4 protein-coding genes and 2 pseudogenes are annotated in these 5,398 nt (G+C 76.1%); 3 read left to right on the forward strand and 3 right to left on the reverse strand.

What is annotated here, in order from left to right; all coding sequences use genetic code 11:
- Nucleotides 1-977, forward strand: a pseudogene (locus B0E53_RS32805) (hypothetical protein); the annotation flags it as partial.
- Between the two features lie 67 nt (nucleotides 978-1,044).
- On the opposite strand, the gene B0E53_RS32810 reads toward B0E53_RS32805, so the two are convergent.
- The gene (locus B0E53_RS32810; RefSeq protein ID WP_107079504.1) at nucleotides 1,045-1,623 is read right to left on the reverse strand and encodes a TIGR03086 family metal-binding protein; all 579 of its coding nucleotides are present in this window, start codon (nucleotides 1,621-1,623) and stop codon (nucleotides 1,045-1,047) included.
- An 87-nt stretch (nucleotides 1,624-1,710) separates the two neighbouring features.
- On the opposite strand from B0E53_RS32810, the gene B0E53_RS32815 reads away from it, so the two are divergent.
- Nucleotides 1,711-2,361: a TetR/AcrR family transcriptional regulator gene (locus B0E53_RS32815; RefSeq protein ID WP_107079505.1), complete on the forward strand. Its 651-nt coding sequence runs from the start codon at nucleotides 1,711-1,713 to the stop codon at nucleotides 2,359-2,361.
- A 71-nt stretch (nucleotides 2,362-2,432) separates the two neighbouring features.
- Nucleotides 2,433-4,265 carry an NHL domain-containing thioredoxin family protein gene (locus B0E53_RS32820; protein WP_107079506.1) on the forward strand — a complete coding sequence of 611 codons (1,833 nt, stop codon included), beginning with the start codon at nucleotides 2,433-2,435 and terminating at the stop codon, nucleotides 4,263-4,265.
- A 16-nt stretch (nucleotides 4,266-4,281) separates the two neighbouring features.
- Here the strand turns inward: B0E53_RS32820 and B0E53_RS32825 are convergent, their stop codons facing one another.
- Entirely contained in the window at nucleotides 4,282-5,031 is a 750-nt protein-coding gene (locus B0E53_RS32825) for a 5-oxoprolinase subunit PxpA (protein WP_107079507.1), read from the reverse strand.
- A pseudogene (locus B0E53_RS32830) lies at nucleotides 5,015-5,398 on the reverse strand (biotin-dependent carboxyltransferase family protein); the annotation flags it as partial. The gene B0E53_RS32825 and the pseudogene B0E53_RS32830, both read right to left, overlap by 17 nt.

Below are 5,398 nucleotides of genomic sequence, written 5' to 3' on the forward strand. Positions count from 1 at the left end.
GCGGGCCGGCCCCGCAGCCGCGGGTCTACGGCCGGCCCGCCCGTCCGGAGCCGGAGGAGGCGCCCGGGCAGGACGGCTTCCCCGAGCCGGGCCCGCAGTCGCGGACGGACGAGTCGGACCGCCAGCACGGGTACGCCGACGCGCCCCCGGTGCACTCGGCCCCGCCGTCATCGCCCGCCGCCCCGCCGCCGTTCCCGCCCGGCGTGCCGTCCTTCGTGGACCCGCCCGGCAACAACCGGCCGGTCAACGGGGTGCACCCGCACAACGGCGAGCGCCCCGGCGGGCCGCACGACCCGTTCGGGCCTCCCGACGGGCCGCACGACCCGTTCGGGCCCCCCGGCGGGCAGCGTGACCCGTTCGGCGCCCCCGGTGGGCACCAGGACCCGTTCGGCCCGCCGAACGGCCGCCACGACCCGTTCGGAGGGCCGGGAGGCGCTCCCGGGGACCCGTCCGGCGGGCCGGCCGGCGGCCGCGCCTCGGTCGGCGTACCGGGGTCGGGGCCGATGGGCGAGCCGGGCGGCTTCCCGCCCGCGTTCCCGCCGCCGCCCCAGCAGGCCCCGCCGGCCTGGCCGCAGGCGGGCCCGGGCGGCGACCCGGACCAGGGCCGCTTCGAGGCGTTCCGGCCGGAGGCCGAGCCGAAGACCGAGGCGCCCACGCCGAAGGTGCGCAACGGCCGGGTGCTGGCCGCGGTGCTGATCGCCGCCGTGCTCATCCTCGCCGTGCCGCTCGGCCTGCTCACCCTGCTCGGCAAGATCGGTGGGGACGACAAGCCCGCGGGCTTCGACCCGGCGGTGGGCTCCTGCGTCAAGCAGTCCGGGGCGACCGCGGTGGCGGCCACCTGCGGCGAGCAGGGCGCGTTCACGGTGGTGTCGAGGGTGGACAGCAAGGACAAGTGTGCCGACCCGGCGCAGCCCCAGGTGGTCCTCCCCGGCGACGGGGCCAACCGGGTGCTCTGCCTCAAGCCGGCCGGCCAGTAGCAACTCCCACGACGGCGGGGCCACGGTGATCCGTGGCCCCGCCGTCGTCGTCACTTCGGGCCAGTCGTCACTTCTGCCAGTCGGGGTCGCGGCCGAGGTAGGCCAGCAGGGCGGCGACCGGGTCGTCGCCGGGCCCGGCGGGCAGCGCGGCGGCGTACGCGAATCCGCGCAGCGGCTCGGCGGTCGCCCGGGCCGCCGGCATGAGCTGTCCGGCCAGCTCGGCGGTGAGCGGCGCCGGCTGACCGGTGGCCACCGCGACGTCCCAGGCGTGGATCGCGGCGTCCAGCGCGCAGGTGGCGGCGGCGAGCTGCGGGTCCATGGTCGGCACGGGCGGCAGCGGCGTGTCGACCGGTCCGGCGGCGGGGTCGACCCGCGCCCATGCCGCGGCAGCGGCCTCGATCGCGCTCCGGACGACGCTCTGGACGCCGTCCTCGTGGCCGCGCGGCGGGTCGAACGGGTTGTACGCCGGCACCGTGCCGGCGCCGACGGAGGCCGCCCACGCGTGCTGGTCGCCGGCGGCGTGCATGAGCACCTGCCCGACGGTCCACCGGTCGCACGGGGTCGGGTCGTCGAGCCGGTCGGCCGGCACCCCCTCGGCGGCGCGGCGGAGAAGGTCGAGGGCGGTGGTGAGGACGGGGAAGCTCACGAGGCCGGTCCTTTCGTGGAACGGAATGCTTCGTTCCGTTTCAGACTAGCAGAACGGAACGATCCGTTCCACTGTTATGGTCGACCCATGCCAGAACCCGATTCCGGCCCGCTCAGCGGCCGCCGCGCCGAGGCGGCCCGCAACGACGCCCGCATCCTCGACGCCGCCCGCGAGGTCTTCCTGGCCGATCCCGACGCGCCCGTGTCCACGGTGGCCGGCCGAGCCGGCGTCGGCATCGGCGCCCTCTACCGGCGTTACCCGAGCAAGCAGGACCTGCTGCGCGCCCTCGCGGCCGACGGCCTGGCCCGCTACATCGCCGACCTGGAGGCCGCGCTCTCCACCGACGCGCCGCCGTGGGACGCCTACGTGGCCTGCCTGCACCGGGTCGTCGAGGGCGGCGGCCAGGCGCTCGCGCAGCGGCTGGCCGGCACCTTCGTCCCGACGCCGGAGCTGCGCCGGATGGCCGAACAGGCGACCAGCCTGGCGGACACGCTCCTGGACCGGGTACGCCGGTCGGGTGACCTGCGCGACGACGTCAGCGGGGCCGACATCGTGCTGCTGCTGGAGACCGTCATGCTGGTCGACCTGCCCGGCGCCGACCGGGGCGCCGCGCTGCGGCACCGCTACCTGACCCTGCTGCTCCAGGCCCTGCACAACCCCGTGGAGGGCCCACTCCCCGGCGCCCCGGCCCAGCAGGCCGACCTGGTGGCCCGCTGGCGGGGCCGGTCCGCCGGGTAGCCGGCGGCACCGTGCCGCTCTTCACCGCCCCATCGGGCCGGCCGCCGCCCGCGGTGCGGCACGATGGGGACATGAGCGCACGAGTACGGGCACCCGAGCTGCGCGGCCGGGGCTGGCTGAACACCGGCGGCAAGGACGTCACCCTGGCCGACCTCCGCGGCAAGATCGTCTTGCTGGACTTCTGGACCTTCTGCTGCATCAACTGCCTGCACGTGCTCGACGAACTGCGCCCGCTCGAGGAGAAGTACGGCGACGTCCTGGTCGTGATCGGGGTGCACTCGCCGAAGTTCGAGCACGAGAAGGACCCGGTGGCCCTCGCCGCCGCCGTCGAGCGGTACGGCGTGCACCACCCGGTGCTCGACGACCCCGAGATGGACATGTGGCAGCAGTACGCGGCGAAGGCCTGGCCGACCCTCTCGGTGGTCGACCCCGAGGGCTACGTGGTGGCCACCATGGCCGGCGAGGGGCACGCCGAGGGGCTGGCCCGGCTGATCGACGACCTGATCGCCACCCACGAGGCGAAGGGCACCCTGCACCGGGGCGAGGGCCCGTACGTGCCGCCGGCCGAGCCGGAGACGGCGCTGCGCTTCCCCGGCAAGGCCGTGGTGCTCGACGGCGGCAACCTGCTGGTCTCGGACTCGGCCCGGCACTCACTGGTCGAGCTGGCCCCGGACGGGGAGACCCTGGTCCGCCGGATCGGCTCCGGCAGCCGCGGCCACGTTGACGGCCCGGCGGAGGCTGCCACCTTCTCCGAGCCGCAGGGGCTCTGCCTGCTGCCCCCGCACGTGGCCGAGGTGGCCGGCTACGACCTGGTCGTCGCGGACACCGTCAACCACCTGCTGCGCGGCGTGAAGCTGGACACCGGCGAGGTGGTGACGGTCGCCGGCACCGGGCGGCAGTGGCGCTCGACGGTCGACGACCACGCGCACGACGCCCGCGCCGTCGACCTCTCCTCTCCCTGGGACGTGGCCTGGTACGACGACCGGGTCGTGGTCGCCATGGCCGGCATCCACCAGCTCTGGTGGTTCGACCCGACGAAGCGGACCGCCGGCATGTACGCCGGAACCACCGTCGAGGCGCTGCGCGACGGCCCGCTGCCGGACGTCTGGATGGCCCAGCCCTCCGGCCTCTCCGTCTCGGCCGACGGCGCACGGCTCTGGGTCGCCGACAGCGAGACCAGCGCGATCCGCTACGTCGAGAACGGCGTGATGGGCACCGCCGTCGGGCAGGGCCTGTTCGACTTCGGCCACGTCGACGGCCCGGCCGACCGGGCGCTGCTCCAGCACCCGCTCGGGGTGTGCGCGCTGCCGGACGGCTCGGTGCTGATCGCGGACACCTACAACGGCGCGGTGCGCCGCTTCGACCCGGAGACCGAGCAGGTCGCCACGGTGGCCGACGGGCTGGCCGAGCCGTCCGACCTGGTGCTCACCACCGAGGGCGAGGTGCTGGTGGTCGAGTCGGCCGCGCACCGGCTGACCCGGCTGGCCCCGGGCGCGCTGACCGCGGCGGGTGCGAACACCGTGGACGGCCCGCGGCACAAGCTGGAGCGCAAGCCCACCGACGTGGCGGCCGGCGAGCTGACCCTCGACGTGATCTTCACGCCCGCGCCCGGGCAGAAGCTGGACGAGACGTACGGGCCGTCGACCCGGGTGGTTGTCTCGGCGTCCCCGCCGGAACTGCTGGTCGAGGGGGCCGGGACGAGCACCGACCTGTCCCGCCGCCTGGTGCTCAGCGGCGACGTGGCGCAGGGGGTGCTCCAGGTGACCGCCCAGGCGGCCACCTGCGACGCCGACGTCGAGCACGCCGCCTGCCACCTGACCCGGCAGGACTGGGGCGTGCCGGTCCGGGTGGTGGCCGGCGGGGTGACCCGCCTGCCGCTGGTGCTGCGCGGCTTGGACGCCTGACGGGTCGGGCCGCCGCTCAGGCGAACGGAGTGGGGGTGACCCCGGCGTCGATGAGCGCGGCCCGGACCAGCTCGGCGCAACGCACCGCGCCCGGGGTGTCGCCGTGCAGGCAGATCGACTCCACCGGGCAGGGCACCACGGTGCCGTCGACGGCGACCACGGTCCGCTCGGTGGCCATCCGGACCGCCCGGGCAGCCACCTCGTCGGGGTCGCGGACCAGCGCGTTCGCGGCGCTCCGGGGCACCAGCTGCCCGTTGGGCAGGTAGTTCCGGTCGGCGAAGCCCTCGGCGACCACCCGCAGGCCGGCGCCGACGGCGAGCTGCGCGAGCACCGAGCCGGGCGGGCAGAGCACCGGCAGCTCGTGGTCGTACCCGTTGACCGCGGCGACCAGCGCGGCGGCCTGGACCTCGTCGCAGGCGGCCGCGTGGTAGAGCGCGCCGTGCGGCTTGAGGTAGCGCACCCGGGTACCGGTCAGCCGGCAGAACGCGTCCAGCGCGCCGAGCTGATAGACCGTCTCGTCGCGCAGCACGGCGAAGTCGTACGCGATGTGCCGCCGGCCGAAGCCGGCGAGGTCCCGGTAGCCGACCTGGGCGCCGACGGCGACCCCGCGGCGGGCGGCGGCCGCGCAGACCCGGTGCATGGTGGACGCGTCGCCGCCGTGGAAGCCGCAGGCGACGTTGGCGGAGGTGACCAGCCCCAGCAGCGCCTCGTCGTCGCCGAGCCGCCAGATGCCGAATCCCTCACCGAGGTCAGCGTTGAGGTCCATGGAACGTCACCGTAGTCCCTGGGCGGGCCTGCGCGAGCGGGGTCACGTCGTCCACCACCCCGATGACCGGGTATCCGCCGGTGGTGGGGTGGTCGGCCAGGAAGATCAGCGGCTGGCCGTCCGGCGGCACCTGCACCGCGCCGAGGACGAGGCCCTCGCTGGGCAGTTCGCCGGTCACCGCGCGGGGCAGGGCCGCGCCGGCCAGTCGCGCGCCGACCCGGTTGCTGGCCGGGCTGATCGCGTACGCGGTGCGCAGCAGCAGGTCGAGCGCGGCGGGGGTGAACCAGTCCTGCCGGGGGCCGGGGCGCAGGGCCAGCCGCAGTGCGGCCGGCACGGCCGGGGCGACGGTGAGGTCCACCGGGGCCGG

This window comes from Micromonospora sp. MH33 (assembly GCF_003013775.1).
GTDB lineage: Bacteria > Actinomycetota > Actinomycetes > Mycobacteriales > Micromonosporaceae > Micromonospora > Micromonospora fulviviridis.

Coding starts and splice junctions, on each gene's coding strand:
- B0E53_RS32815 (WP_107079505.1), top strand. CDS start 1,711: ATGCCAGAACCCGATTCCGGCCCGCTCAGCGGCCGCCGCGCCGAGGCG.
- B0E53_RS32820 (WP_107079506.1), top strand. CDS start 2,433: ATGAGCGCACGAGTACGGGCACCCGAGCTGCGCGGCCGGGGCTGGCTG.
- B0E53_RS32825 (WP_107079507.1), bottom strand. CDS start 5,031: ATGGACCTCAACGCTGACCTCGGTGAGGGATTCGGCATCTGGCGGCTC.